Here is a 24394-nt window from a genome sequence, read left to right as displayed (position 1 = left end):
AAAGGATATTAACTTATGAGTCAGGTTAAAAAAGCGGTAATTCCTGTAGCAGGTCTTGGTACGAGAATGCTTCCGGCAACGAAGGCTATCCCTAAAGAGATGTTGCCTGTGGTTGATAAGCCACTAATTCAATACGTTGTTAGTGAATGTGTTGCGGCTGGTGTAAAGGAAATTATTCTAGTAACTCACGCTAGTAAGAACAGCATCGAGAACCACTTTGATACTTCATTTGAGCTTGAAGCTACGCTTGAAAAGCGTGTTAAGCGTCAACTTTTAGAAGAAGTTCAGTCAATTTGTCCGAAAGATGTAACTATCATGCACATTCGTCAAGGCGTAGCTAACGGATTAGGCCACGCCGTATTGTGTGCACGCCCGTTAATCGGTGATGCTCCTTTTGCTGTAGTGCTTCCTGACGTAATTATTGATGATGCAGCGAGTAACCCGAAAAAAGATAACCTTGCTGATATGGTTGCTAAATTCAATACCAGCCGTGTAAGCCAAGTTATGGTTGAGCAGGTACCAGAAGAAGATATTTCGAAGTTTGGTATTGCTGATCTAGATGGCGCAGCTATCACTCCAGGTGATTCAGCGAAAATTCACGCAATGGTTGAAAAGCCACCTCGTGACGAAGCGCCATCAGACCTAGCTGTAGTAGGTAGATATGTGCTTTCAGAAAAAATTTGGGATTTGCTAGAGTTCACACCACCAGGTGCGGGCGGCGAAGTTCAACTTACCGATGCTATTGATGCATTGATGAAGCTTGAACAAGTAGATGCTTACTACATGAAAGGTAAGAGCCATGATTGCGGAAGCAAACTAGGCTACATGAAAGCTAATGTGGAATACGCATTGCGCCATCCTTCTTTAGGTGATGAGTTTAAAGAATACCTAGCGTCTGTAGTGAAATAACAAAGTATTTCTCAAGTACAACTGCTTATCAAAATGCGCCAATATTGGCGCATTTTTGTTTTTTAACCACTTTTTTTGTACGCTGCTAGACAAACCATTAAGTTGTTGTCCAAAGCCGTTAAGCTAATGTCATCTACTTAACACGCACATGACCTTCTATCTTGCTTAGCATTTTTTCGCCAATGCCTTTTACTTGGGTTAGCTGCGCGACTTCAAGAAACGGTCCCACTTCTTCACGGTACTGAATAATCGCTTTTGCTTTAGACTGACCAACACCTGGTAGCGAAATTAACTGCTCCACAGTCGCTGAGTTTAAGTCGATGCGCTGTTGCAGGTTTGTTTCTTTATGCTGTGTTTGCTTAATACTTTCTACTTCAGCATGAACCACAGGAGCTTGAATAGCTAACGCTGATAGAACGAGTAAGCCAGATATTAATTTTTTCATCATCTTTCCTTGTAAGTGTTGCTAAGTACGCTACCCAATTTTGAGGCATTACGTCTTAGCTAAATGGGATTAAATTTATGTACCCAGAGTGCACTGACTTTTTCTAGTCTTAGTACTATCGAAAGTAACTCGTCCATAACTATTAGACTCTATTCGATGTAGCGATTAGTAACAAAGCGCAAAGCACTTTAGTGTGTACAAACAAGATAATAGGGGCGGGTTGAAAAAGCGGTAGTCCAGTTTTAGTACAGTTTTTAGTCGGAAAGTAATGTATAAAAAAACGGGCTAGAAAGCCCGTTTTCAAATAATATCAGTGCTAAAGCACAAAGCGTTTATAGACGGTCAAGAAGCGCTTGGGTAAATTCTGTAGTACCGGCTTCACCACCTAGGTCGCGAGTGGTGCGGTCGCCAGATTCAATAACGTCTTTCAATGCTGCGCGAATTTTCTCTGCTTTATCACCCATGTTTAGGTATTCAAGCATTTGCGCTGCAGCAAGTACTACAGACGTTGGGTTCGCAAGGTTTTTACCCGCGATATCTGGTGCAGAGCCATGAACCGCTTCAAAGATCGCACAGTCTTCACCAATGTTTGCGCCTGGTGCCATACCAAGACCACCAACAAGACCCGCACACAGGTCTGAAAGGATGTCACCGAAAAGGTTAGTGGTTACGATAACGTCAAACTGGTGAGGGTTCATCACAAGCTGCATACAGCAATTATCTACAATCATCTCAGCAGATTCGATGTCTGGGTAACGCTCGCCAACTTCACGAGCAACTTTTAGGAATAGACCTGACGTCGATTTAAGAATGTTTGCTTTGTGTACCGCTGTTACTTTCTTACGGCCTTCGCGACGTGCTAGCTCATAAGCAAAAGTTACGATCTTCTCAGCGCCGTCACGAGTAATTTTACTCATTGCTTCAGCTTCGTTTCCGTCTTCTGAAACAACTTGCCCAAGACCAGAGTACATACCCTGCGTGTTTTCACGTACAGTGATGATATCAATATCTTCGTAACGTGCTTTTGTGCCTTTAAAAGACATTACCGGGCGAAGGTTAGCGTACAGTTTAAACTGCTTGCGAAGACTAACGTTGATAGACGTAAAGCCTTCACCAACTGGCGTAGTTAAAGGGCCTTTAAGCGCAACTTTATTTTTTGCGATAAGGTCTAGTGTTTCTTGAGGTAGAAGCTCGCCATGTTCTTCCAGTGCAACTAAGCCCGCATCGGCATAGTCATAGGCAAAGTCACAGCCAACCTTATCTAGAATTTTTGTGGTCGCATCGATAATGTCCGGGCCAATGCCGTCACCGCGAATGACTGTAATACGTTGCTGAGTCATGTGGAGGGATCCTCTGGTAATTCTGTTATCAAAATCGTTAGGTTTATTCAATTTTTGGTTTGGCGCGTGAGGTGCCAAGTTCTGCTTGCTTACTTATTATAATTGAAATTGTAGGGAAAAAGGATAAAGCACCGCAAAAGTTGCCGTATTTTATACGATAGCCGGCGCAAGTTATAGCCATTCGTAAAGATAAATTAAGGTGATAGGGCGATTAATCTGTCGTTACGCGCAGATCCAGTTATTAAATAATATTGAAGCGGGCATAGGGTATAAGTTAATAAGTCGGATACGTGTACTATTTCACACTTGCTAGACCAAGGGCTAATAAAGCATTTTTATTGATTTGAGTGTGGTTAAAAGTTCTTATTTGTAACTAAAGATAAAGAGGGCAATAGAGCAGCTGTCCATTGGACTCAAGTGCATTATGAACATCATTAGGTTGTATATTTAAAATGCTGATGAGCGTTTTCACATTAATATCATGAAGTAATGAATAGACATCTTGGTGAAATAGACATGCTTTCGCGAGAGCAAAACTTAATACTAAAATCGCCTGTTCTTTTTGAATCGATTTTGGAACCTCAGTACTCGCTTTTCCGCATTGATGTATTACCGCGCGCCAGGTAGAACTTTGATGCCAACTACCAGCGAGTTCCGACGCTATTGCTAGCCAAGGCGTGTCGGACTTCACTTTAAACGCGTTATTAATAGATACGGTTTTGTCGAGGTCGACAGGCAAGGATTTTGATACTTTGAAACCTGGAAGAGTAAATAGCGGCGTGCAAACGAAGGTCATCGTTAAGGCTGCCGACTGCGGCGTAAATTTCGAATCTACAATTTGTGCAAAGTAGCTAGAAAATGAGCACGCTAGTAAGGTTATTTGCTTACACATTCCCATCAGTGGAAAGTGATTCTGCGTCAGCCGCTCTAAAAGTGCAAACTGAATAAGCATGTCGCCCACCCGTTCTATACCATAGGTTAATACTGCCTGTTTGATACTTTTCACTGGCAGTTGCAGCCTGTTGTCTTGACTCGCTGTGTGCATCAAAAAGTGGTTAAAAGTAGGGACTTTTTCAATTTTTTCACACAGCTGTTCAATCACGACATCTTGCTTTTGCAATTCATCGATAATGGTAGTAAGCGCTTTGGGAGGATGCTGGATAGCGAATGTTGAAGGCAAGTATGGTGTGCCGCCTTGGTTCACTCTGGCATTGGCGGTGTCTGTATACAGCGCTATGAAATGCTCAAAGGGTAATGATAAAGGCACCGGAGCTTGAATAGCCGATAAAGGAAGCCATTTGCCATCTTCGTCATCCTTGCTGAGCGTAAATACATACCCGTGATTTTGCTGCACATCTACCAAAGCGCCGGGTACACCCTTAGCAAAAACTTTTGCTCCAGGAAGCAAACCTTCGAATAGCTGAATAAGCGGTGCGATATGATGGCGATGATGGGCAGGCAGGCGACAGGCTATGTGAGTAAACACCGTTTGGTAATCGGCTTTTTTTGCGTTTGAGGCGAAAACACCCGAGAGAAGACTGAGCCTCTGCGCTAAATTTAGTCGGTTATCTGCAATAAAGTTAATGTATTTTCCCGTCTGAAAGGCTTTTTGCAATTTTACCGTATCTTGCCAAATGGCCAGATTATGTTTACGCAAAAAGCGAATGACTTCAGGAATGCTATCTCGTGGTGTTTTAGCGCTTGATAGCCAAAAAGTGGCAAGTAAAGACGCAAGAACGTGCTGTAAATAATGATCGTTGAATCGACACAGCTTGCCGAATAGTGCCAGCAGCAAAAGTTGTTGCGTGTCTTTAGGTAAGTCGTTATCAATATGAAGCGTGGCCGCAGCTAGGGCTGGGTTTGCATTAACTAACGTCAATATCCGTTTTGCGTTTTTTAACCAATGATTAATACGCTGCTCGACTGATAACTCTGCTTCGCCTATATGAACAAGGCGTTTAAGTGTGGAAATGATGTCGGTCACTCCCCATCCTTTTAACTTTTTTGATAGCTAGAGTAAGCCCCTTCACCCCAAGCTATAAGCTTATCGTTTTCGAACAGCAAAGGTGTGCACTCATCTTGTGTTGTTAGTCCGTCTGCGCGTACATGTTGAGTTCTAAAAAACATAACTTGAATTGCTGTAGCACCTTGCCGTTTTGCTTCTGTAATGTCAGGCGAGCCCAGTAAAGCAAGTACCTCTTCTCTAGTACTGCCCAATTTCAATTTAGTAATTTGAACGCGGTTGTACTCTTCACGGTCTTTCCAATCCATATTTTCAGGTTTATCAGGGTAAAAGGCGATAACCATAAAAACAAACACCGCGTATAACGCAACGCCAGCTAATATTAGACGAATAACCTTGGTATTCATGACCGTTACTTCTCGTTTTCTATACTAAAATGTTAATGATGGACATTAGTGCCCAAAAGCATGACCATTTAACAAGGTAAACTTGCAGCCCGTAACATTTTTCTGTTTAACAATACTCTAGGCAAGTGTACCTTAAAACGCCTATTAAACATAAGTAGTAAACGTAAGCAAATGCGTCACCTTTTCATTTTGCTTAATTAGCCATTTTTTACAACATAACAAGGCTCGTAGGCACTGCCAGGAAGCTTCATTCTGTGCTGTTTTACGAATGATTCTAATAATGTATCCACTTTGTCCATAAGTGTACTATCGCCGGTAAGCTCGAAGGGACCGTGTTCTTTGATTTGTGCGATGCCTTCGGCCTTTACATTTCCAGCAACGATGCCTGAAAATGCTTTACGCAAATTTGCAGCAAGATCGCTTTTACTTTGATCTAGATGAAGCTGTAGTGCTGCCATGCTTTCATGAGTGGGAATGAAAGGTTGTTGGAAGTCCTGTTCAATTTTAAGTGACCAGTTAAAGCTGAAAGCATCACCCATTGCCCCTCTAAATTTTCTGACTTTTTCAAGGTGTTTGCTCATAGTACGGGCGACTTCTTCAGGGTCATCCACGATAATCTGATATTTTGATTGAGCTTGGGCGCCTAACGTTGCCCCTACGAAGGTATCTATGGCTTCGAAATATTCTTCGCTGCCTGCAGGACCGGTTAATATAAAAGGAAATGGTTGTTGCGCATTGCGCTCATTCATCAATATGCCAAGTAAATAAAGCAGTTCTTCAGCAGTTCCTACGCCGCCTGGAAATACAATGATACCGTGCCCTAATCTAACGAAGGCTTCTAAACGCTTTTCAATATCCGGCATGATAATAAGCTCGTTCACAATCGCATTAGGTGGTTCTGCGGCAATAATGCTAGGTTCAGAAATACCTATGTATCGACCTGATTTGTGACGCTGCTTGGCATGACCTATAGTCGCTCCTTTCATTGGGCCTTTCATTGCGCCCGGTCCGCAGCCAGTACAAATATTCATATCGCGCAGGCCTAACTGATAGCCTACTTCTTTGGTGTATTTATACTCGACTTGATTGATAGAGTGACCGCCCCAGCACACTATAGTATTCACGCTATCGTTGCCTTCAAGGGCTTTTGCGTGGCGTAGCATGTCAAACACCATATCGGTGATCTCACTTCCTTCAGCAGGCGCTGTCTGATGAAGAAATGCATACTTGTTGCCCATGTAAAGTAAATCACGCAGTACAGCAAACAAGTGTTCATGAACACCGCGAACAAGTTTTTCGTCTACGAATGCGACTTCTGGCGGATTAACAAGTTCGATCTTTACGCCTCGCTCACGGCGGATGAGTTTAATTTCAAAATTCTCAAAAGGGGCGAAAAGCGCTTCAAAATTGTCTTCATCCACTCCGCTGTTCAATACTGCAAGGCTGCAGTTTCTAAACATAGAGAAGAGCTCGCTATTTGTTGCATCTTGGAGGCGAGAGACTTCCACTTGCGAAAGCTGACTCATTGAGCCAACGGGATTAAGCTGAACTTTCTTCATACTTCACACCTTATAAGTCAGTGCTTAAATCAGTTACTACAAGATTGCGGCCGTTTCGCTTCGCTTTGTAGAGGTATTCATCCGCGCGTTCGAAAACTGTTTCTGTCGTGTCTTCTTTACCAAAGCAGGTCGCGCCAAATGAAGCAGTAATTTTGACTTTTTCTTGCTTAAACTTAAACGGCATAGCAGCCAGTTTAGTTCTAATTTCATTAAGCTTTTCGTCAATTTCTGTCATTTGCGATTCAGGCAGTAGCATCACGAACTCCTCGCCTCCCCACCGTGCGATAAATTCGTTTTCAGAAAGGTTCTGCTTCAAAAACTTACTTACTACTTGAAGGGTTTTGTCACCGGCAGCGTGACCAAATCTATCGTTGATCGATTTAAAATGGTCAATATCTAAAACGGCAACGGCGAGTGTTGTTCCACTTTCCTTGTAGTCAGCAAAAGCGGCTTCCAATTTCTCGTTATAAGCCTGTCTATTTGGTAGGCGAGTGAGTGGATCGGTGCGGCTCTGCATTGCTTGCTCTGCCAGTTTCTTTTTATAAGCGCTGGTTTGCTGTTGCAACGTGTCTATGCGCGATTGCATGGACGATAGCAACGCCAAAAGCGCTTCTTGCCCTTGTTCATCGTTATCTTGCTGCTCGCTTAAGGTTGCTACAAGTTTTTCTACGCGAAGTTGGGTTTGCTCTTTCAGTGATTCTAATGAGTCACTCTCTGATACGGTTTCTTCGATATGACTAATGTGTCGTTTTATCTGCTCTGTACCGGCTTTCCGCTGCTCAAACTGTGCTTGGCTACCCTCAATGGTTATATTTACGTCGTTACTGATTTCGCCTAGCGAGCGATGAAGGCTTTGAATCACTTTCCCTGTTAAGCTCGCCTCTGACATTGCGTCTTGCACGATCATGCGTAAAATTACAACGCAGCTCCTAAGTAGCTGCTCTTTATCCATACCTTCATCGAGGCGTTGCTTGATATCATTGAGCTGCTGATCACTCGGCTTTTTCTGAGCATAAGAAGTAATTAGGTGGTTAAGCTCGACTAAAATAGAACGGTAGTGAGGGTTTTCATCTTTAATTGAGCCAACTGTAGCGCTTTCTTTGTTTTCTGGTTTTGCTTCTACTGGTTCAGGTGGCTCAAGGCCTATCATTTCTTTATTCAGCGCAATGCGATGAAGAGCAATGGCTTTGGCGTAAAGCTTATAGATACTGAAGATATCGCCTACAGGTTGGTTAAGTTTAATTAGCTCTTGTGTAGTAAGGCCTTTCAATTCATTGTCTTCAAAAACAACTTTTTGCAGCTGTTTCATTGCATCTTCTAGCGTCGAAACGGTGTCAATACTGTACTTTCTTAACGTAATTTCTTGACGCTGAAGAGATTTGTTAAGCTTTTCGATGCTTACAGCGGCAAGGCTAAAATTAGGCGTACCTGAAAGATGACCGCGCAGCACTTTGAGTTCGGAATCTATTTTATCGGAAAAGCCCTCATAGAATGCTGAGAGCCTCACGATAAATTGACAAAGAAGCGCGTTATTTTGTTTTAGGGCTTGTAGTTGTTTTGCTTCCATAATCTCGTCTTTGTTCTAATTCGCAATTACCGTTGCGATTTAGTTCGCTTTTGTTTGTGTGCTTCATCGCTGTATTACTGACGCGCCTGACGATGGTTAGCATAAGGTGCTTCGAAATTCGAACGGAAAGGGTTGATGTCTAACCCCCCACGTCGGGTATAACGGGCACACACTGTTAATTTAGCGGGCTTACAATGCTGCATAATATCGTTGTAAATACGCTCAACGCATTGCTCATGAAATTCATTGTGCTGCCTAAAGCTAATCAGATATTTTAAAAGCCCTTCGTGATCAATGGCTTTTCCTTCATATCTAATCTGAATACTAGCCCAATCTGGCTGACTTGTGATTAAACAATTAGATTTAAGTAAATGAGAAACCAAAGTCTCCTTGGTATCGACATTATTCTCGGTAACCGCTAAATATTGTGTGTTAGGTGAGTATTGCTCGATTTCCACATCAAGGTTATCTAATAAAATTCCCTCGAATTCCTTAAACTGCAATGCGGTAAACTGTTGAGGAAGAATGAGTTTTACCTGAACCGGCTCCCCTGCACATTTAGATAAATCAGCTTGAAGAACTTTTTGAACCTCTTCTGGTGAAGCAAGCTTTGATTGGTTGAAACTGTTCAAATATAGCTTGAACGATTTTGATTCAATAAGGTTTGGGGAAGTAATTGGAACGTGACACTCCAAAATTGCCACATTAGGCTTCCCTTTTTCGTTAAGCCAAGAAAGTTCATATCCCGTCCAAGTGTCTATTCCGTCAAACGGTAATTCAGAATCGTTAAGGGATAACGTATCTCGGCTTAAACTGCGAGGTACCCCTTGCAATAAGCTTGGGTTGTATTCAAATTCATAGTCAACCTGTTTGCCCAGAGATAGGTCATCAGGTGCGGAGATAATAATTTTTTGAGGAGAATTGTCAGTCGACATAAGAACCTTTCATCTATCTACTTAAAGTGCTAACCGGTGTGCTGCTACAGCGTAATTTTACAAGGGTACGTTATGAACTAGCAGCACAGCCTAAGCAAGCCGAGTATTGACTTAACTGTTTAGTTGTATAGTGTACCCCAAAAATACGAGGGTAACGTCAAAATGGCTCTAACAATTCCTGCACAATTAGATAAATTTGTATCATCTTATGTCGAACAAGCTGAAGGTAAGGGATTAGAAATCGCATTTGACAGCGAGTGGCCATCGCCTTGCTATAAAAATAGTGCGAATGACGGTGAGCTCGTCAGTTGGGCTCCCGTGCTGCAATCTCCTCCACACTCTTTCGATAATGTTGAAGAAGCACTGACCTTAACGCTCAATCCAGATTATTGTCAGTTTTTCACTCGTTATTACAGTGACAATTTAAAGGCAGTGGCACCTCAAGGTAACTGCGAATTGCTTCAAGTGTTTAATAGCGAAGACTTTGAAAGGCTACAACAGAATTTAATCGGCCACTTGTTAATGAAGCAAAGGCTAAAACAAGCACCTACGTTGTTTTTCGGGTTAACAGACGAAGAGGATTTTATATTAACGGTTGTGAACGAAAGCGGTGAAGTGGCATTAGAACAAGTAGGAAGAGAGCCTGCTAAAATACTTGCCCCGTCTCTAGCCGAATTTCTTGAGCAACTCACTCCTCGTGCTTGAAAATAGCGCCTTTATATAGCCTACCTACAAACAGTCACTACTTTCTTTGTTCGCATTAGTGTTTACTGAGCATCCATCAATTTAAGTAGTGCCTGTTTTAATTCAGCGACTTCCTTTTCTAATGTTTCCACACGCGCTTGAAGGCTGTCTGGTCGGCGTGTATTTAACGAAGTACTTTGTGCAGATTGGGCTTCTTTGCCCGTGGCGTCAAGCTGAGGCTTATGTGCATTGAAACGCTTAATTGCTTCGATAGCTTCTGTTACTGACACCTTAAATGGGGCTTTAGACCTTAAAATGCCTACTGTTGGCGTTTTGCCCTCTTGATACATTTGAAGACATAAAACGTGCAGTTGCTGTAAGTTCGAATTAGACATAAGAGTAAAATTTTTGTAGATCGCGAATATAGCTAGTGTAGCTTGTTCACATAGTCAATTTCACTAATAAGTTGCTGATTTCACTATTTTTCAAATGTTCAAAAGTTGAGTGTTAAATAAAGTTTATAAAAATCAGAAGGATATGCTTTTGGTACTATTCTTGTTTATTTAGTTTTGCATCACGTTTTTTCACACCATTAAGTGGATGAAACATAGACAGTGCATTGCATTCAGTGTCGATTCACATAGTAGGCGTAATACTCTACATGGTTATAAGTATCGACAATGTTTGCATTTGTAAGGTTTGCAACTGAAAGGCCATCAGGCTCTTAATTTAAAAATAAAAAACAACACACAATATTTAAGGAATTCACATGAAAACGGTTCTTCTTTCTGTAGCTTTAGCATCTTCTGTTTTACTTTCTGGCTGTGTCGTATCTGTAGGGGGCGGGTCAGATAGCCACTATGGCGCTGATTGGGAAGACAGAGAGTTTAATAATCGCAAACATATCGCAAATCTTGAGACTGGCGCGAGCTATGAAAGTGTTTTAAGAAAAATGGGCGTTGCAGACTTTAACGAATTGTTTGAAAAGCAAGACGGTACATATCGCGTACTGTATTACCGCACCCAAAAAACAATGGGCGATGGTATAACGACGAAAGATGAGTGTACGCCTCTTGTTTTTAGAAATAGCAGCTTAGTAGGTTGGGGCGATAGCGCATACAGCCTGATGAATTAATTTAATGTGTGATCTGGCAAATGTATAGCGATGGATAATTTGTCAAAAAGCTAAATGTTAATTAAAAGTTAACATGATAGGGGTTTTCAAGTAGGCTAAAGTTTAGACAGGGTGTGTGGGGCGCGAAAATAAAGCGAGTGCCCCACTGCCCACTTTTTCTTATTTTACCGTACTAGGTATGAGTAACTAAACAGCTTTGCGTACATGGAGCCCCTATGAACACCGATGCCCACAACAACGCGTTAGCCCCCTTGCAAGACACTGTCAAAGCGATTTACCTTTCAGTCGACGATCTCAAAGTTGCCGCATCTATACTTTACAATGCGTATGTAGATGACCCCCTATTCATCGATATCTTTCAGGCGGAAAAAGAAGGTTATGAAAGTCGCCTTCGGTCAGCCATTCGCGAGGAACTTAACGCATTTTGGGTAGCAGAGCAGCCCATGATTGGTTTATTCGACGACGATAGATTGATTGCGGTGGCATGCCTTACCGCACCGGATGCGGCTTTTGGTGCAGGGCGTTACTGGCACTGGCGATTGAGAATGCTGCTAACCGCAGGTTTGTTCGGCACCAAACAAATGCTGGAAAAAGAAGAGAAAGTAAGAGCGCTAGTACCTGCAGATAATTTCCATATGCTGAGTTTTATTGCGGTGCATCCTGATTATCAACACCACGGTCTCGGGCATATATTGCTAGGCGCCATCGATAGTGTTGTCGAAGAAGACGACAAAAGCGAAGGCGTTTCGGTATTTGTGACTGTAGATAAACATCGTACTTTTTTTAACGATGATAACTATCAGGTTGTCGGACAACTAAGCCTTTCCCATGTTCAGGGGGAAGTCATGTTCAGACAGAAGTGACGCTTTTTTATTCAAAAAAATGTACCTATCAGAACATCGCCAAAAACAGTTCCAATCTTTACGCCAAATTTACTACAGCGCTTGTAAGACATGTCCTACAAATGCTGTGAGTGATCTTACCTAAATTCTGAAAGAATTAGTCATACTAAAGTATACTACCTTTGTTTTTTAAGGATTTTTTCTTGTTAGCCAAAAGTCGTACAAAAACTTTTCTTAAATCTCTGTAATTCAATATGGCGGTAATATTTGGAAGGGATACTATGAACATGTCACAAGGAAACACGACGAGTCACGGATTGAGTCAGGAATTCATTAAAGGAATGAATTAGGACAACTTAAGGAAGAGATTCTCATAAGGTTGTGAGTAAAAGGAAGGGACGCAGTAGGGAATTGCGAAACAAGGAAGTGACAAAGGACTGAAGGGAACGAACGGATTTCATGGATGGCACGTGTGATAGGAATGTCACAGACAGGACGTAGCATGGATAAGGACAAAGCTAGCAGGGAGCTAGTGGCAAGGAGCCAAGGGCAAGGCGGCCTTTAAGGAATTTCTAGTTTGCATGGACGAGCAAACCAAGGATGAAAGAGGGACATGCTAAAGGATTAGCAAAGCTGTAGCAGGATGTGCAGCGAACAAAGGACGAAGGAAGGGAAGGTCAGCGGAGACTGACAAGGACAGCCTCAGGATGAGGAACACTGCATGAAGGATGTGCAGTAATAAAGGAGAAAAGGAAAGGGACCTACGCATGGAAGTGTAGCTCGCACAGGAAGTCGCGAGAGTAGATGGAAAGGGGTGTATACGGATTTTAATCGGGAAGATTTTAGTCGCAAAGGATCGCGGAGAAGGATACTCAAAATTCCAGGAAAAAGGGGAGCCGTCAGGTTCCCCTTTTTTTTTGGTGGTTTTGGGGAACCTAATTTTCAGCTTTCTCAGAATTATTTCTTAGTACTAAAAAGCCTGTAAAACCCCGGGCGTAAGCATTTACACCCTATGCGGCGGCACTTCGGTTCGCATAACTCTCACGCCTATCAACTCGACTTCGCCGGTATACCTGTCTTCACCATTACTTGAAAACTCAAAATTAAATAAGCTGTGCCAGTCCGGTTTGCCAAACTTAAATGAGAACCGAGTTTTTGCCCTAGCCACACTTAACAGCTGCAAACCATGCTTATCGCAATATTGCTTTAGATAAGCATTTGTTCGTTCTGAAATAGCCCGAATACGCCAAAATTGATAGCCGGTAAAACCAATCGTTAACCATATGACTAATTCAAGTAACGTCATCTACTTTCTCGCCTGCGCAAATAATCGCTGAAATGCCTTGCTGAGAATATCCGAGTTAGCATCCGAGTGCAGCAGCGTAAGTACTTGTCTCCGCAACTTCGGGATTTGGACTAAATCAGAAAAGAAACCAGCAAATAAGGCACCCTGATGACCTTCTTTTTCATCAACTTTTGCAGCTTGTTCTAAAAAGATGCTCAGCAATAGCGGTTCCATTTGCTCGAAATGCCGTGCCGCAATAACACTTAAAATATCGAGGCGCTGCGTTTTCTCATCGTTCAATAAATCTAGTAGCTTACTATTTATCGTTGGGTTGAAGTTTCCTTCAGAGGAGCCCCTCAAAGCCGCTAGATTGATGTCGTCTCCATCATCAATTTTGCTCAAATATATCGCTAATAAATTATCTGACAGAGAAACGCTCTCGCTTGTCTCCATTAGCGTATTAACAAACACATCTGAGTAAAGTGCTACATTGGCTTTAATTGCTTCTTCTAACACATCTCGCTTTGGGTGCATGCTGAAACCATGTATAAAATCGGCCACGCTTTGCATAGATATTTGTTGCCAATCCACAAGCTGCGGGGCTTGAATGTAAGCTTCAACTTTCTGCACTTCTTCGCTTAAGGCGTGGTTTAAGGTGCTTTTAACTAGCGCGTTAAACTGAGCAAGTTGCGATTGGTTCGGAACGAAGGAGTAAGGGTTGTCGGGCAATTGCCGTGCATTTTCGGTATCTTCAGCAATCGACTTCCCTAATGCATCCACAATAATCTCTAGAAAATGATTTCTAGCAGCGGCAACAACCAAGCCTTGCTCATCAAGTGGCAGCTTTACAAACCAAATATAGTGTTGCGAAGATGCATTTTTGTTCCAAAAAACAATACCGAACCACGCATGTTGTTGACGAGGGTAGGGCGCGTAAGCACTGCCATTTTCTATTTCTAGAAACGTTTGATTATCTGTGGGTTCAATACGTCGACCTAAATCAAAAACATGATATTCAGTGCCTGCGTGTAACAAAAACTCACTGATAGAATTGATACTGTTAGCGCTCATAACTCGTTCCAAAATACTGCTTTAATTAAATGTTGCTAGGCCCGTCGGCCGTCGATGTTCAGCAAAGATCAACCGCATTTAAGGTGTACTTATATTTGCTCTGTGCCATCAGCAAACCTCATTAATGGTATCACAGCAGAAGAATTTCAACGATAAAACACGCAGACTTATGTTGACCTTAAGCCCCTGATATACTGCGCGCTTCAAAATTAAAGCGTTTGTGAATTGGGAAGAGGATGTGATTAAAACGAATAGCACTCATCACATAGCATTAAGTAAAGCATTGTTACAATTAGAAACCGACATGTATCAGGATGGCATTTGGCCAAATGAAGAGCCTGCGGAACACGACCTAAAAAATGCTATGGAAAGTGCGGTTCCTTTTGCGGTCGACTGTTTAGCGTTTGAGAGTTGGTTGGCTTTTATTTTTATTCCAAAAATGCGCGTTTTGTTGACACAGGAACAGCCTCTACCGCCTATGCAAATTACGCCAGCAGCAGAAATATACCTATCATCAGCGAATCAGCGCACCCTGTCTCAGCTACAAAGAATTGATAACATTGCCAGTGGAAACATTGGGTGAGCAAACACAACGCACTATGAAGAACGATTTAAAAGGCCAATTAACTGTGCATTCAGATGAGCAAATAATAGGAAAGGTAGACATTGGTGAGGAAGACAGTGTTGAGGAAGATAGCGTTAACGCTCTTCATTTACCTGTGTTGTACCAAGATGAACACATTATTGCGATTGAGAAGCCGCCAGGCCTATTAGTGCATAGAAGCCCGATTGATAGACACGAAACCGTTTTTGCGGTGCAGACTCTTCGAGATCAAATAGGTCAGCACGTTTACCCAGCTCACCGATTAGACCGACCCACATCAGGTGTGCTGGTGTTTAGCTTTAGCTCAGAAATTGCAGCAAAGCTTGGCCAGCAGATGATGGACAAGCAGGTGGTTAAGGGTTATCACGCTGTGGTGAGAGGCTTCGTCAACCATACCGGCTTTATTGATTATGCGCTTAAGTATCGTTATGACAAAATTGCAGATAAACACAAAAGGCCACAGCAAGCACCTCAGCCAGCGTCCACCATGTATGAGTCACTCGAAAAGTTTGAAGTGCCCGAGCCTGTAGGTAGATACCAAAGTGCTAGATATTCGTTAGTAAAACTTTCTCCGAGCACTGGGCGTAAGCACCAGCTTCGAAGACACATGGTACACATTCGTCACCCCATTGTTGGCGATACAACTCACGGCGATGGGAAGCAAAACAAATTCGCTAAACAGCACTTTAATTTTAATAATTTGGCCTTAAGTTGTACTCATATGGGCTTTTCTCATCCTGTTAGCGGTAAATGGATAACGATTAATGGTGAGATGCACAATGAAATGCAACAATTCGTAAACAGGTTAAAACCGTTTAGCTTGATAAGATAGAAATACTTTCCGCCTGTCGACATGGGCGAAGATCATTGGTTTAAGAGGTAAAAATGGCAACATTGAAAATTATTGCGGGTACAGTATACGGTAACGCGCAACACGTAGCTGAGCAGGTGGAAGAAAATTTAGCTGAGCAGGGAGTAGATTGCTCACTGGAAAGCGACCCATCAGTAGCCGATTTTACTGATGCTGATGCACTGCTAATTATTACCTCAACGACAGGTCAGGGCGATGTTCCACCTAACCTAGAGTTTGTGTTTTCAGATTTAAAAGACGAATCACCTATGCTAACGGGCAAGCCTTTCGCTGTTGCAGCGCTAGGTGATAGCAGTTATGGCGAAAGCTTTTGTGGAGCAGGTAAACAATTTCAAGAATTACTTACTGAACTGCAAGGTAACGCAATTGCTAATATGCTAGAAGTTGATGCTATTGAAACCCTAGAGCCAGAAAAAGACGTGGTAGAGTGGGTTAACACCATCAAGGACAAGCTTTTGTCTTAAGCGTTGATGACTTATGGGTTAAAAATAAAAAGAGGCGCTAAGACGCCTCTTTTTGTATCTGCGAACGTCGTTAGTTACCTAACGACGCATAAGTTATTACTCAACGCCGCGAAGTAGAGCGTTAATACCTACTTTAGCGCGGGTTTTTGCATCAACTTTTTTCACGATGATTGCTGCGTAGAGGCTGTACTTACCATCTGCGCTAGGCAGGTTACCCGCAACAACTACAGAGCCCGCTGGAACACGGCCGTAGTGAACTTCACCGGTCTCACGGTCATAGATACGCGTGCTCTGACCAATGTAAACGCCCATTGAAATTACTGACCCTTCTTCAACGATAACACCTTCTACGATTTCAGATCGCGCACCGATAAAACAGTTATCTTCGATAATGGTAGGGTTTGCCTGAAGTGGCTCTAATACGCCGCCGATGCCCACGCCACCAGAAAGGTGAACATTCTTACCAATCTGTGCACACGAGCCTACCGTAGCCCATGTATCAACCATTGTGCCTTCGTCTACAAATGCACCAATGTTTACGTAAGAAGGCATAACAACCGCGTTCTTACCTACGAAAGTACCTGTACGTACTGCCGCTGGCGGAACAATACGTGCGCCGTCAGCCGCAAATTGTTCAGCTGTGTAGTTAGTGTACTTAAGTGGTACTTTGTCATAAAACTTGCTTTCAGCGCCTTCAATCACATCGTTGTTGTGAAGACGGAAGAAAAGTAGAACCGCTTTTTTCAGCCACTGGTGTACTACCCATTCGCCAGCAATTTTTTCTGCAACGCGGCCTTTTCCGCTATTAAGTAGGTCGATAGCTTGCGCTACCGCATCTCTTACTTCATCAGGTGCTGATGACGGGCTAATGCTGTCGCGATTTTCGAAGGCGTCTTCAATAATGGCTTTCAATTCATTCATGGTATTGTGATATCTTCAAGTTGGTCGAGTTTAAACAGGATACGCTTTTTAAGGTTTACCTGTTGTTCTTGGGTTAATGCGATGCCAGCCTCATTGCTGACGATAAAAATATCTTCGGCTCGCTCGCCAATGGTGGCAATTTTTGCAAGCTTAAGTGTCATATTAGTATCAACGAATGCATGACCAATTTTAGCTAAAATGCCCGGTGCGTCTAGGGCTTCTAACTCGATAAGCGTGGCTTCATCGTTGATATTGAAAAAACGAACCTTGGTTGGCACGTCTAATTGTTTCATTTGGCGCGGTAACTTTCGTTTGTTTTCGTGAGAGCGTCCCGGCTTTTCTAATTGGGCAGAAATAGCATTTTCAATAGATGCAATGCGCGACTCTGAGCTTATACGACTGCCATCATTTTCAAGAATAAGCATACTGTCAAACACATAGCTATCTTTAGTGACGGTAACGTGGGCGTCGTGAATTGAACAGTTACGGCTATCGAGTACAGATGCGACTTGAGCAAACAGGGCTTTTCTATCTTTGCCATATACAAAGACTTCAGTGCCGCCTTTAGCGCTGTTATCGTTAGCCTTTACTAATAGGCCATCATGTTCTGGCGTAAGCCACTCATCTTGGGCTTTGATAATTTCATCGGTATGCCATGCAATTTGTGTAGGCTTAAAGCGAACAAAGTAATCATCATCAAGTCTTGCCCACAGCGCATCAATGGCTATAGGGTCTATAGCGCGCTCTTGCAGGATCTGTCTTGCCTGGTGTTTGTGAGTGGTTACTCGCTCGTTGAGTGTAACTTGACACTGTAGCCCATTATCTAACGCTTTCTGCGTCATTAAATACAGTTCGCGAAGCAAAGACGCTTTCCAATCATTCCAAAGGTTATCGTTGGTTGCGCGAATATCGGCAAGTGTCAGCGTATAAAGTAAATTGAGGTGGTTGTGGCTTCTTACCGCTCCAGCAAACTCACTAATCACATCAGGATCGTAAATGTCACGGCGTTGGGCAACCACTGACATAAGCAGGTGGTTTTCTACTAGCCATGCAATCAATTCTGCATCTTTACTGGGTACGTCGTGCTGTGCACAGAACTTGGCGACATCTTGCGCGCCTAGGGTGGAGTGGTCGCCATTACGACCTTTCGCGATGTCGTGGAAAATTGCAGCAATGTAAAGTATTTCAGGTTTGTCTAGGTTTCGGCAAATTCGGCCGCAGCGTGGAAAATCTTTGTTCTCTTTCGAGAAAAAGTAGTTTACATGCTTTACTAATCGGTGAGTGTGTTCGTCCACAGTGTATGCATGAAACAAGTCAAATTGCATCATACCTACAATGGTATCCCATTCTGGAAGGTAGGCTTGTAAAATACCGTACTGGTGCATAATGTCCCAACCAAAATCGAAAAATTCAGGCTGCTTCATTAATCGCATAAATTTATCGCGGCATAGAGGACGTTCTACGTAATATTCGGCCTCAAAGGCCCGGTGCGCGTTACGCAATTGTCGAATACAGATAGTGCTTAAGCCTTTTACTTCTGGCGTGTTTGCCACCAAATGTAAAAAGTCTAAAATTGCCTCTGGTGATGAAAATACGGTTTCGTGACGTGGCGAAATCATATTGTCGAGCAGTTCAAAATCTTCGTTTATGATTACGCTTTTTTGCACGCTTTGATTCAGCATGTCGTACTTGAAGCGCTGAAGCAGCATTTGGTTCAGTTCAGAGACGCGCGCTACGGTGCGGAAAAAGTCACGCATCATTTTTTCCACAGACGCTTTACCTTCTTCACCGTATCCCATCATTTGTGCGACATCCGGTTGATAGTCGAAAAGCAGTCGGTTTTCGCTTCTGCCAGCAACCAAGTGCAGCGCACAACGCATTTTCCACAGGTGCATACGACAGGCGATTAACTCACTGTGTTCTTGCTCGGTGAAGTAACCATGACCCACCAAGTTCCATCCGTCATACTCTTTAAAGTGCTTTTTCGCTACCCAACCGATAGATTGAATGTCTCGCAAACATCCTGGGTTTTCTTTAATGTTTGGTTCAAGGTTGTAAGCGGTGCCGTTAAACTTGGCGTGGCGCTTCTTTTGCTCGTCATATTTAGCCGAGAAGAAAGATTTACTCGACCATGAATTGCGACCGTTTACCTCATCCCACAGTTTGTCGAATGTAGTTTCACTGCCACAAAGCAGACGGCTTTCAACGAGATTCGTCGCAATCGTAATATCGTCTTTCGCCAGTTTAACCGTTTCTTTAATGGTGCGTACCGACTGTCCAACATCTAGCTTGATATCCCATAAAAGGGTGATGAACATGCCAATTTTTTCTTGCACTTCAGGCTTTAGCTTCTTCTTACTGACAATGAGCAAATCGATGTCTGAGTGGGGTTGTAAATGGCCGCGACCGTATCCGCCCACCGCACAAAGAGAAAGCTCGTCCACGGTATCTAAGCCGTAAAGTTGCCAAAGGTGACAAAGTAATGCGTCGACAAACTGTGCACGACCGGTAACGAGCTGATTAACTGGCGTAGCGTCGAAAGACTCTGTTATCCAAGTGTAACTGGCTTCCACGCATGATTTAATGACGGGGATTTCATCAACAGAGTTAATTGTGTCGATATTCTTTATCAGTGATTGCAGCGTCAAAATGCACCTTTGAAATAGACTTCTATTAAAACGCTAAGAACAATAGCATGAATTGATAGTAGTTCGCAGTAGCAAATTTATGCATAAGTTAGGTTGAATTGTGAATATTTATGGTTTTTTGTTATAGGTGTGTAGCCCGTAAAATAGGCTCATTGTATGAGAATTAAAAATAAAGACTTAGTGTGCGGTTTTGAATGAGGCAAAGGGGCAAACAAAGCGGCTGTAAGCTTAACAGCCGCAATATGAAAATTATCCGTGTGAAATAACACGCTCTAAGCTTTCTTCCTCGCGAAGCGTTAGAATTTCAACGCCGGTCTCAGTAACTAAAAGAGTGTGCTCCCATTGGGCACTTAAACTTCTGTCTTTAGTCACAACAGTCCATTGATCTGGCAAAACTTTTGAGTAACGTTTGCCTGCGTTAACCATAGGTTCGATGGTAAAGCACATTCCAGGCTCTAAAACGTCGCCTGTACCTGGCTTTCCATAGTGAACAATTTGCGGTTCTTCGTGGAAGCTTGCACCAATGCCGTGACCGCAGTATTCACGTACTATTGAATAGTTATGCGCTTCAGCATGGGTTTGACAAATATGACCAATGTCGCCAAGACGCATGCCCGGCTTCACTTGTTCAATTGCTTTATATAGGCACTCTTGCGTAACGCGAATAAGGCGCTCGGCAAGAATAGATGGTTTACCTACAACGAACATCTTCGAAGTATCACCGTGATAACCGTCTTTTATAACAGTTACATCAATGTTGATGATGTCACCGTCTTTTAGCTTCTTGTCAGAAGGAATGCCGTGACATATACAATGGTTCACCGAAGTACAAATAGACTTTGGAAATGGTGGGTGACCATAGTTTAGCGGAGCGGGCACTGACTTTTGCTCGTTTACTATATAGTCGTGACAAATAGTATTCAGTTCATCGGTGGTTACGCCTTTTTTCACATAAGGCCCGATCATAGTAAGTACTTCGGCAGCCAGTTTACCGGCTACGCGCATTTTTTCGATTTCTTCTGGGGTTTTGATAATAGCTGTCACAGCGCCTCTCAAATCGTTTGAAACTAGTTTGGTGAAGAATTTAAATTACTTACGCAGTATAACACTATTCAGGTCATTCTTAGTAAGGTGCTGATATTCATGGTTTTTAATTGGTGATTTCCAAGGCTGATAGCAATGGGGTGGGTCGTTTTAATAAAGGTTGGTAAAAATACTTAAAAGCCTGGCTTTTTAACGCTAAAACTTGAGGCTGTGGTGGTATTGTGATATAAAGCGCGCGCCCTGACGGAAAGCTCATTTTGCTATGTGCAACAAGCACCGTTTTAGAGGGTAAATTTATTTTATTAAAACACACATATACCGACACTTCGTATCGGGGTGTTCAGTTCAACGTAAGTTGGCCTGAATCGATACAAGGGGTATATGGAGGCCTAACCCCAAGAGGAAAATAAAATGGCTAATGTTTCTATGCGTGACATGCTGAAAGCAGGTGTGCATTTCGGTCACCAAACTCGTTACTGGAACCCAAAGATGAAGCCTTTCATCTTCGGTGCTCGTAATAAAGTTCATATCATCAACCTTGAAAAAACGGTTCCACTTTTCAACAACGCACTTAACTACCTTTCAGGTGTTGCGTCTAAGAAAGGTAAAATCCTTTTCGTTGGTACTAAGCGCGCCGCTGGCGAAGCAGTAAAAGATGCTGCTCTTAAGTGCGACCAGTACTACGTAAACAAGCGTTGGTTAGGTGGTATGCTGACTAACTGGAAAACAGTACGTCAGTCAATCAAGCGTCTTAAAGATCTAGAGCAACAAGCTCAAGACGGTACGTTTGAGAAGCTAACTAAGAAAGAAGCACTTATGCTTCAGCGCGAAATGGACAAGCTTGAAAACAGCCTTGGCGGTATCAAAGACATGGGCGGTCTTCCAGACGCAATCTTTGTTATCGACGCAGATCACGAGCACATTGCTGTAACAGAAGCTCGTAACCTAGGTATTCCTGTTGTTGGTGTTGTTGATACTAACTCTAACCCAGACGGTGTTGATTACATCATCCCTGGTAACGACGATGCTATCCGCGCTATCCAACTTTACTTGGATGCTGCTGCAAACGCTATCAACTCAGGTCGCGAAAGCAACCTTGAAGTACAAGCTGAGCAAGACGACTTCGTAGAAGCGGCAGAGTAATTCTGATTGCTTACTGTCATATCTAGATAATATGGCGGTACTACAATACGAAACGTATTGAGAGGGGCGATATCGCCCCTTTTACCTAACGAATTTATATTTAATGCTGAGGAATTGAAAAATGGCAGTGACTGCAGCACTAGTTAAAGAACTGCGCGAACGTACTGGCGCAGGTATGCTGGATTGTAAAAAAGCCCTGGTTGAAACGGATGGTGACATTGAGTTAGCCATTGAAAATATGCGCAAATCAGGCCAAGCGAAAGCGGCTAAAAAAGCAGGTCGTATCGCAGCTGAAGGTGTTATCCTTACTAAAGTTGAAGGTGGTCGCGCGACCATGCTTGAACTAAACTGTGAAACTGACTTCGTAGCACGTGACGAAGGTTTCCTTAAGTTCGGTAACGAGCTTCTAGAAGTAGCAGCGGCTAACAACATCAACGACATCGACGCACTTAACGATGCAGAACTTAACGGTTCTAAAGTAAGCGAAGTTCGTGACGCACTTGTTGCTAAAATCGGTGAAAACATCTCTCCTCGTCGCGTTATCAACGTTGAAGGCGACACGCTAGGTGCATACGTACACGGCGGCCGTATTGGTGTTATCTCTATCCTTACTGGTGGCGACGAAGAGCTAGCAAAAGACGTAGCAATGCACGTTGCAGCTGCTAGCCCGCAGTTTGTTAAGCCAGAGAATGTTCCGGCTGAAGTTGTAGAGAAAGAGAAAGAAATCCAAATCGAAATCGCTATTCAGTCTGGTAAGCCAGCTGAAATTGCTGAGAAAATGGTTGCAGGCCGCATGAAGAAGTTCACTGGCGAAGTGAGCTTGACTGGTCAGCCTTTCGTTAAAGATCCTTCAATCTCTGTAGCTGAGCTTCTTAAGAACAACAGCGCAGACGTAATCAACTTCGTACGTTTCGAAGTTGGCGAAGGTATCGAGAAGAAGACTGAAGACTTCGCTGCTGAAGTAGCTGCTCAAATGGAAGCTGCTAAGAAATAATTGAGCGTTTATCTTTTGCATTACGCAATAGTTAGATAAACTACAAAGCACCTCTTAGGAGGTGCTTTTTTATAGCTGCATATCTTTAGTATTGCTAATGCAGTGCGCAAGTGTGAAGCTGGGCGAGTTACAAGCGTGCGCCTGCCAAACAAACGAAAGCGCTTTGTCCTATGTTTTTTACGTCATTGCTTTATTGAAAGACATAGGACAAAACGGGTTTACGAGGACAATTCAAACTATGAGTATCACACCAAAATCAGCATATCGACGCATTCTGTTAAAGCTTAGTGGTGAAGCCCTAATGGGCGAAGAAGGCTTTGGCATAGACCCTAAAGTGCTAGATAGAATGGCACAAGAAATAAAAGAGCTGGTTGAACTTGGTGTTCAAGTTGGTCTTGTTATCGGTGGTGGTAACTTGTTCCGTGGCGAAGGCCTAGCAAAAGCGGGAATGAACCGTGTTGTTGGCGACCACATGGGCATGTTGGCTACGGTAATGAACGGCCTAGCTATGCGCGACGCGCTTCATCGTGCATTTGTAAACGCGCGTATGATGTCTGCTATCCCATTAAACGGCGTGTGCGATGCTTACAACTGGGCAGAAGCTATTAGCCTTCTTAAGTCGGGCCGCGTTGTTATCTTTTCTGCCGGTACTGGCAACCCTTTCTTCACTACCGACTCAGCGGCATGCTTACGGGGTATCGAAATTGAAGCCGATGCTGTGCTTAAAGCCACTAAAGTAGACGGCGTATACAGTGATGACCCAGTAAAAAATCCTGAAGCGACATTGTATGATCAATTGTCTTACCAGGAAGTTCTGGAAAAAGAATTAAAAGTAATGGACTTGTCAGCTTTCACTTTAGCACGAGATCACAGCTTACCAATTCGCGTATTCAACATGAATAAGCCGGGTTGCCTTAAGCGTGTTGTGATGGGTGAAAAAGAAGGTACCGTCATTTGCCACGCTGACAACGATTAATTAAGAACAATAGGATACAAAACGTGATTGATGAAATTGAATTAGATGCGCAAGAGCGCATGGAAAAAAGCCTAGTTTCTCTAAAAGGCCAATTCAGCAAAATCCGCACTGGTCGTGCGCATCCAAGCCTTCTAGATGGCATCATGGTACCTTATTACGGTGTAGACACGCCGCTAAAGCAAGTCGCTAACGTCGTTGCGGAAGACAGCCGTACTCTAGCGTTAACTGTTTTCGATAAAAGCGCTATCCAAGCAGTTGAAAAGGCGATTATGCAGTCTGACCTAGGGTTGAACCCAATGAGTGCGGGCGGTTCAATTCGCATTCCTCTTCCGCCGCTTACAGAAGAGCGTCGTAAAGACCTTATCCGCGTTGTACGCAACGAAGCGGAAGGTGGTCGTGTTGCTATCCGCAATATTCGTCGCGACGCTAACGGTGACATCAAAGATCTTCTAAAAGAAAAAAAAATCAGTGAAGATGAGAGCCGCGCAGCGGAAGAGAACATTCAATCTATTACTAACGATTTCATTAAGAAAGTTGACAGCATGCTTGCTGACAAAGAAAAAGAACTAATGGAAGTATAAGTAAGT

At 43.1% G+C, this 24394-nt stretch carries 24 protein-coding genes; 11 read left to right on the top strand and 13 right to left on the bottom strand.

The features are described 5' to 3' along the window. Window positions 1–15 precede the first annotated feature (15 nt). A complete protein-coding gene (galU, locus tag ACYX4N_RS16765) occupies window positions 16–909 on the top strand; it encodes a UTP--glucose-1-phosphate uridylyltransferase GalU (RefSeq protein ID WP_474853937.1) in 894 nt (297 codons plus the stop codon). A 133-nt stretch (window positions 910–1042) separates the two neighbouring features. Here the strand turns inward: galU and ACYX4N_RS16760 are convergent, their stop codons facing one another. The 7 genes from ACYX4N_RS16760 to queF all read right to left on the bottom strand — a co-directional run bounded on the left by ACYX4N_RS16760 (window position 1043) and on the right by queF (window position 9125). Beyond that, a complete protein-coding gene (locus ACYX4N_RS16760; protein ID WP_476054819.1) occupies window positions 1043–1354 on the bottom strand; it encodes a ComEA family DNA-binding protein in 312 nt (103 codons plus the stop codon). Window positions 1355–1686: 332 nt separating this feature from the next. Beyond that, window positions 1687–2694 (bottom strand): isocitrate dehydrogenase, encoded by a 1008-nt coding sequence (locus tag ACYX4N_RS16755; protein ID WP_012517475.1) that lies wholly within the window; start codon window positions 2692–2694, stop codon window positions 1687–1689. Window positions 2695–3067: 373 nt separating this feature from the next. Further along, window positions 3068–4678: a histidine kinase gene (locus ACYX4N_RS16750; protein ID WP_474808361.1), complete on the bottom strand. Its 1611-nt coding sequence runs from the start codon at window positions 4676–4678 to the stop codon at window positions 3068–3070. 11 nt (window positions 4679–4689) lie between these two features. Next, window positions 4690–5064 carry a DUF3192 domain-containing protein gene (locus ACYX4N_RS16745; RefSeq protein ID WP_269918820.1) on the bottom strand — a complete coding sequence of 125 codons (375 nt, stop codon included), beginning with the start codon at window positions 5062–5064 and terminating at the stop codon, window positions 4690–4692. A gap of 197 nt (window positions 5065–5261) precedes the next feature. Beyond that, window positions 5262–6623, bottom strand: coding sequence for a nucleotide 5'-monophosphate nucleosidase PpnN (ppnN, locus tag ACYX4N_RS16740; protein ID WP_474853943.1), 1362 nt, complete (start codon window positions 6621–6623; stop codon window positions 5262–5264). Between the two features lie 10 nt (window positions 6624–6633). Further along, complete coding sequence (locus tag ACYX4N_RS16735; RefSeq protein ID WP_476054817.1) at window positions 6634–8190, bottom strand: GGDEF domain-containing protein; 1557 nt, start codon at window positions 8188–8190, stop codon at window positions 6634–6636. Between the two features lie 74 nt (window positions 8191–8264). Next, window positions 8265–9125 carry an NADPH-dependent 7-cyano-7-deazaguanine reductase QueF gene (queF, locus tag ACYX4N_RS16730; protein WP_476054815.1) on the bottom strand — a complete coding sequence of 287 codons (861 nt, stop codon included), beginning with the start codon at window positions 9123–9125 and terminating at the stop codon, window positions 8265–8267. 162 nt (window positions 9126–9287) lie between these two features. Here queF and syd point away from each other — a divergent pair, with 162 nt between their 5' ends. Further along, the gene (gene syd, locus ACYX4N_RS16725; protein ID WP_476054813.1) at window positions 9288–9830 is read left to right on the top strand and encodes a SecY-interacting protein; all 543 of its coding nucleotides are present in this window, start codon (window positions 9288–9290) and stop codon (window positions 9828–9830) included. 62 nt (window positions 9831–9892) lie between these two features. Here syd and ACYX4N_RS16720 read toward each other — a convergent pair whose 3' ends face one another. After that, window positions 9893–10204: a hypothetical protein gene (locus tag ACYX4N_RS16720; protein ID WP_476054812.1), complete on the bottom strand. Its 312-nt coding sequence runs from the start codon at window positions 10202–10204 to the stop codon at window positions 9893–9895. A 374-nt stretch (window positions 10205–10578) separates the two neighbouring features. On the opposite strand from ACYX4N_RS16720, the gene ACYX4N_RS16715 reads away from it, so the two are divergent. Beyond that, complete coding sequence (locus ACYX4N_RS16715; protein ID WP_476054811.1) at window positions 10579–10944, top strand: DUF3192 domain-containing protein; 366 nt, start codon at window positions 10579–10581, stop codon at window positions 10942–10944. A 215-nt stretch (window positions 10945–11159) separates the two neighbouring features. Then, a complete protein-coding gene (locus ACYX4N_RS16710) occupies window positions 11160–11807 on the top strand; it encodes a GNAT family N-acetyltransferase (protein WP_474808347.1) in 648 nt (215 codons plus the stop codon). Between the two features lie 982 nt (window positions 11808–12789). Here the strand turns inward: ACYX4N_RS16710 and ACYX4N_RS16705 are convergent. Further along, window positions 12790–13092 carry a DUF3301 domain-containing protein gene (locus ACYX4N_RS16705; RefSeq protein ID WP_474808346.1) on the bottom strand — a complete coding sequence of 101 codons (303 nt, stop codon included), beginning with the start codon at window positions 13090–13092 and terminating at the stop codon, window positions 12790–12792. Then, entirely contained in the window at window positions 13093–14142 is a 1050-nt protein-coding gene (locus tag ACYX4N_RS16700; RefSeq protein ID WP_476054808.1) for a DUF3549 family protein, read from the bottom strand. A 238-nt stretch (window positions 14143–14380) separates the two neighbouring features. Here ACYX4N_RS16700 and ACYX4N_RS16695 point away from each other — a divergent pair, with 238 nt between their 5' ends. The 3 genes from ACYX4N_RS16695 to ACYX4N_RS16685 are packed head-to-tail and all read left to right on the top strand — an operon-like array spanning window position 14381 to window position 16081. Next, entirely contained in the window at window positions 14381–14725 is a 345-nt protein-coding gene (locus ACYX4N_RS16695; protein WP_476054807.1) for a YqcC family protein, read from the top strand. Beyond that, complete coding sequence (gene truC, locus ACYX4N_RS16690; protein WP_476056465.1) at window positions 14718–15578, top strand: tRNA pseudouridine(65) synthase TruC; 861 nt, start codon at window positions 14718–14720, stop codon at window positions 15576–15578. Before ACYX4N_RS16695 ends, truC begins: the two co-directional genes overlap by 8 nt. 53 nt (window positions 15579–15631) lie before the next feature. Continuing rightward, entirely contained in the window at window positions 15632–16081 is a 450-nt protein-coding gene (locus tag ACYX4N_RS16685; RefSeq protein ID WP_476054806.1) for a flavodoxin domain-containing protein, read from the top strand. 96 nt (window positions 16082–16177) lie between these two features. Here the strand turns inward: ACYX4N_RS16685 and dapD are convergent, their stop codons facing one another. The 3 genes from dapD to map all read right to left on the bottom strand — a co-directional run bounded on the left by dapD (window position 16178) and on the right by map (window position 20694). Beyond that, window positions 16178–17002 carry a 2,3,4,5-tetrahydropyridine-2,6-dicarboxylate N-succinyltransferase gene (dapD, locus tag ACYX4N_RS16680; protein WP_118490066.1) on the bottom strand — a complete coding sequence of 275 codons (825 nt, stop codon included), beginning with the start codon at window positions 17000–17002 and terminating at the stop codon, window positions 16178–16180. Beyond that, a complete protein-coding gene (gene glnD / locus ACYX4N_RS16675) occupies window positions 16999–19650 on the bottom strand; it encodes a [protein-PII] uridylyltransferase (protein ID WP_476054803.1) in 2652 nt (883 codons plus the stop codon). The genes dapD and glnD overlap by 4 nt, the downstream gene beginning before the upstream one ends. A gap of 249 nt (window positions 19651–19899) precedes the next feature. Further along, entirely contained in the window at window positions 19900–20694 is a 795-nt protein-coding gene (map, locus tag ACYX4N_RS16670) for a type I methionyl aminopeptidase (RefSeq protein WP_476054802.1), read from the bottom strand. Window positions 20695–21105: 411 nt separating this feature from the next. Here map and rpsB point away from each other — a divergent pair, with 411 nt between their 5' ends. From rpsB to frr, 4 genes are all read left to right on the top strand, one after another. After that, window positions 21106–21837, top strand: a complete 732-nt coding sequence (rpsB, locus tag ACYX4N_RS16665; RefSeq protein WP_015066407.1) for a 30S ribosomal protein S2 — start codon at window positions 21106–21108, stop codon at window positions 21835–21837. Window positions 21838–21958: 121 nt separating this feature from the next. After that, window positions 21959–22831 (top strand): translation elongation factor Ts, encoded by an 873-nt coding sequence (gene tsf, locus ACYX4N_RS16660; RefSeq protein WP_012517564.1) that lies wholly within the window; start codon window positions 21959–21961, stop codon window positions 22829–22831. Window positions 22832–23069: 238 nt separating this feature from the next. Next, the gene (gene pyrH, locus ACYX4N_RS16655) at window positions 23070–23807 is read left to right on the top strand and encodes a UMP kinase (RefSeq protein ID WP_069943865.1); all 738 of its coding nucleotides are present in this window, start codon (window positions 23070–23072) and stop codon (window positions 23805–23807) included. A gap of 23 nt (window positions 23808–23830) precedes the next feature. Beyond that, window positions 23831–24388 carry a ribosome recycling factor gene (gene frr, locus ACYX4N_RS16650; protein WP_476054800.1) on the top strand — a complete coding sequence of 186 codons (558 nt, stop codon included), beginning with the start codon at window positions 23831–23833 and terminating at the stop codon, window positions 24386–24388. The last annotated feature ends 6 nt before the right edge of the window (window positions 24389–24394 follow it).

This window comes from Alteromonas sp. ABH4_452 (assembly GCF_056311825.1).
Note: the sequence above shows the minus strand (reverse complement) of the source record. Positions and strands in the feature narration are given on the sequence as shown.

Coding starts and splice junctions, on each gene's coding strand:
- galU (WP_474853937.1), top strand. CDS start 16: ATGAGTCAGGTTAAAAAAGCGGTAATTCCTGTAGCAGGTCTTGGTACG.
- ACYX4N_RS16760 (WP_476054819.1), bottom strand. CDS start 1,354: ATGAAAAAATTAATATCTGGCTTACTCGTTCTATCAGCGTTAGCTATT.
- ACYX4N_RS16755 (WP_012517475.1), bottom strand. CDS start 2,694: ATGACTCAGCAACGTATTACAGTCATTCGCGGTGACGGCATTGGCCCG.
- ACYX4N_RS16745 (WP_269918820.1), bottom strand. CDS start 5,064: ATGAATACCAAGGTTATTCGTCTAATATTAGCTGGCGTTGCGTTATAC.
- ppnN (WP_474853943.1), bottom strand. CDS start 6,623: ATGAAGAAAGTTCAGCTTAATCCCGTTGGCTCAATGAGTCAGCTTTCG.
- ACYX4N_RS16735 (WP_476054817.1), bottom strand. CDS start 8,190: ATGGAAGCAAAACAACTACAAGCCCTAAAACAAAATAACGCGCTTCTT.
- queF (WP_476054815.1), bottom strand. CDS start 9,125: ATGTCGACTGACAATTCTCCTCAAAAAATTATTATCTCCGCACCTGAT.
- syd (WP_476054813.1), top strand. CDS start 9,288: ATGGCTCTAACAATTCCTGCACAATTAGATAAATTTGTATCATCTTAT.
- ACYX4N_RS16720 (WP_476054812.1), bottom strand. CDS start 10,204: ATGTCTAATTCGAACTTACAGCAACTGCACGTTTTATGTCTTCAAATG.
- ACYX4N_RS16715 (WP_476054811.1), top strand. CDS start 10,579: ATGAAAACGGTTCTTCTTTCTGTAGCTTTAGCATCTTCTGTTTTACTT.
- ACYX4N_RS16710 (WP_474808347.1), top strand. CDS start 11,160: ATGAACACCGATGCCCACAACAACGCGTTAGCCCCCTTGCAAGACACT.
- ACYX4N_RS16705 (WP_474808346.1), bottom strand. CDS start 13,092: ATGACGTTACTTGAATTAGTCATATGGTTAACGATTGGTTTTACCGGC.
- ACYX4N_RS16700 (WP_476054808.1), bottom strand. CDS start 14,142: ATGAGCGCTAACAGTATCAATTCTATCAGTGAGTTTTTGTTACACGCA.
- ACYX4N_RS16685 (WP_476054806.1), top strand. CDS start 15,632: ATGGCAACATTGAAAATTATTGCGGGTACAGTATACGGTAACGCGCAA.
- dapD (WP_118490066.1), bottom strand. CDS start 17,002: ATGAATGAATTGAAAGCCATTATTGAAGACGCCTTCGAAAATCGCGAC.
- rpsB (WP_015066407.1), top strand. CDS start 21,106: ATGGCTAATGTTTCTATGCGTGACATGCTGAAAGCAGGTGTGCATTTC.
- tsf (WP_012517564.1), top strand. CDS start 21,959: ATGGCAGTGACTGCAGCACTAGTTAAAGAACTGCGCGAACGTACTGGC.
- pyrH (WP_069943865.1), top strand. CDS start 23,070: ATGAGTATCACACCAAAATCAGCATATCGACGCATTCTGTTAAAGCTT.